2 protein-coding genes are annotated in these 2,354 nt (G+C 61.2%); both read right to left on the bottom strand.

Annotation, left to right across the window (positions count from 1 at the left end; all coding sequences use genetic code 11):
- Positions 1 to 306: 306 nt before the first annotated feature.
- Positions 307 to 1,389: a 5-methylcytosine-specific restriction endonuclease system specificity protein McrC gene (mcrC, locus tag BKG60_RS03555; protein WP_242663677.1), complete on the bottom strand. Its 1,083-nt coding sequence runs from the start codon at positions 1,387 to 1,389 to the stop codon at positions 307 to 309.
- On the bottom strand, positions 1,356 to 2,180 hold the full coding sequence (locus BKG60_RS03550; RefSeq protein ID WP_374244209.1) for an AAA family ATPase: 825 nt from the start codon (positions 2,178 to 2,180) through the stop codon (positions 1,356 to 1,358). Before BKG60_RS03550 ends, mcrC begins: the two co-directional genes overlap by 34 nt.
- Positions 2,181 to 2,354 lie beyond the last annotated feature (174 nt).

Here is a 2,354-nt window from a genome sequence, read left to right as displayed (position 1 = left end):
ACCGTGAGCACGGGCGTGCCTTCCCGCCAGCGCGCCAACGCTGGTCTTGATCAGAATTCGGATTCCTTGCAGATCATCTTCCGGGAAGGCACGCCCGCCCGGGATCCACAGGTTCTGATCATTGCTCTGCGCTGTACGGATGTGTCACAAAGTTCGACAAGGTCGGCGCCGATGACGTCAGCCCGCGGTGGATGTCGATCAGTGCCCTGCTCTCCGCCTTACCTGCCGCCGCCGAGAGTTCTTTGTGGTGGAAATACGGGGTTGGAAGTCAGCTTCGATGCATTACGTCCTTGTAGGAACAATGTGTTAGTTCTGAAGCCATGTGACGATGTCTTCGAGCTGAGTGCTGAGTTCGTTCCATGGACGGTTGAGGTCGAGTGTTCGAGCGCCGATGCGGTTGCCTTGGACGACGACGTCCAGTCCGGGCTGCGCAGGTGCTTCGGTACGCGCATAGAGCAATAGCCCGCTGACCGAGCCGTCGCGGTTCACGTCGGCGTTCTTCACGTACGTCAATACTTGGTACAGATTGGTCGAGTGGACAGTCGGCTTGCCCCACATCCCGGCCTGCATCGATCGGCCGTAATATTTCGCATCAATGATGAGTGCCCGGTGTCCACGCCGCAGTGTGACATCGGTGCGCATTGCCGGGAGCTGTTCGGCTCCGAGTGCGCCTGCATCGTCGTAGTCCCACTTGACGGTGGAGCCGGTGGGGGAGAGTTCGGGGTGGTGGACGATGTAGTACTCGCGCAGGAATCGTTCATACAAGCTGCTCATCGCGTCGTCCGAGACCCATGAGGTGAGCTTGGTGCTTCCGGCATCCTGTGTGGGGAGGAGCCCGCGGACGATCAGTTCACAGACACCGAGCAACAGCCGGTATGTGGCGTTGGCGCGGTGGTAGGTCAGCGTGCGCCAGCGGATCGATGTCGGCGCGATCAGCGTCACCGCGTCCAGGTATGGCAGAAGCCGACGCAGCGCAGCCCGGCGGGGCGCGGCGACATCACCGTGGCGGAGGAGTAGGACGATGACCGACTTCAGCGCCCTGTTGTGGGGCGTGTCGAGCTCGTACTCGTCGAACTCGCACACCAGCCTTCCTCGGAACGTAGAGCGAGTGGCTGCGGTGCGAGTGATATCGATACGTCCGCGAATGGTGGCGAGCGCTTCGCTGCGGTGCAGGTAGTCGCGATGAAGACCGCGCTTGACCTGTGTGCCGACGCCACGCACGAGAATTTCCGCGAACAGATCGTGAAGATGGTCGAAGGCCTCGGCCGCGATTCGGTCGTTGCCTTCGCTGCGGATCGCTCGAAAGGCATAGGCCATCATCACGTACACGTTACGGATAGCGATGGACCTCTCGGTCATGCGACGGCGGCCCTGAGCCTGCTGGCCCACTCCTCGGCCGTGGTCGGCTCGTCGAACCAGTACTCGTCGAGAAGGGGGATGAGTTCGTCCTCGACCACCGAGTACAGCCATTCATCGTCGGTGGCGCCTTCTGGAGGGCTGGAGAGGAAGCTGTGTCCGATGGCGAAGCCCTGGCCGAGTGCGGGGTCGTCGGCGATGGTCTTGTTGAGGTCGATGACCACTTCGACGAGGCGGTCGAGGGTGGGACTTCCAGCGTCTTGCTGCCAACGGGTGAATCCGGCAGAGTGGAAGCCCGGGGTCATCTCGAAAAATCCGAAGCGACGACGCAGTGCGTAATCCAGGACGGCAAGGCTGCGGTCGGCGGTGTTCATCATGCCGATGATGTGGACGTTGGTGGGGACGGAGAACGTCTCGTTCTTGTACAACAGTCGGAGGTCTTGTCCGCGTTTGTCGGCTTCGATGAGCATGAGCAGCTCGCCGAAGATCTTGGAGATGTTGCCGCGGTTGATCTCGTCGATGATGAAGAAGTACGGCCGGTCGGTGTCGTCGGCGCGGGCCTTCTCGCAGAAGCGATAAAACGGCCCTTCAGTGAGCGTGAAACCACCGGTCTCGGTGGGCCGGTATCCCATCATGAAGTCCTCGTACGAGTAGCTCTGATGGAACTGGACCATCTGGACCCGACTCGGATCCTTCACCCCCATGATCGAGTATGCCAGGCGCTTTGCGGCGAAGGTCTTCCCGACACCGGGCGGGCCAGCGAGGATGACGCTCTTCTTCCGCGCCAGCAGAGAGCGCAAACGTTCGTATCGCTCCTCCGGCAGATAGACCTCCTTGAGGAATGCCGTCTTGTCGTAAGCCGGAAGTGGCGTCGAGAAATAGTCAAATCCTGTGGATCGAGGGTCGTCAGGCGACCTCGGACACTGGGGTGTCGGGCGATGGTTCCGGGGTGATGTCGACCGGACGTTCGAGGAGCTTGCCCTGGTGGAACACTGCGC

The organism is Mycobacterium syngnathidarum (genome assembly GCF_001942625.1).
Taxonomy (GTDB): domain Bacteria; phylum Actinomycetota; class Actinomycetes; order Mycobacteriales; family Mycobacteriaceae; genus Mycobacterium; species Mycobacterium syngnathidarum.
Note: the sequence above shows the minus strand (reverse complement) of the source record. Positions and strands in the feature narration are given on the sequence as shown.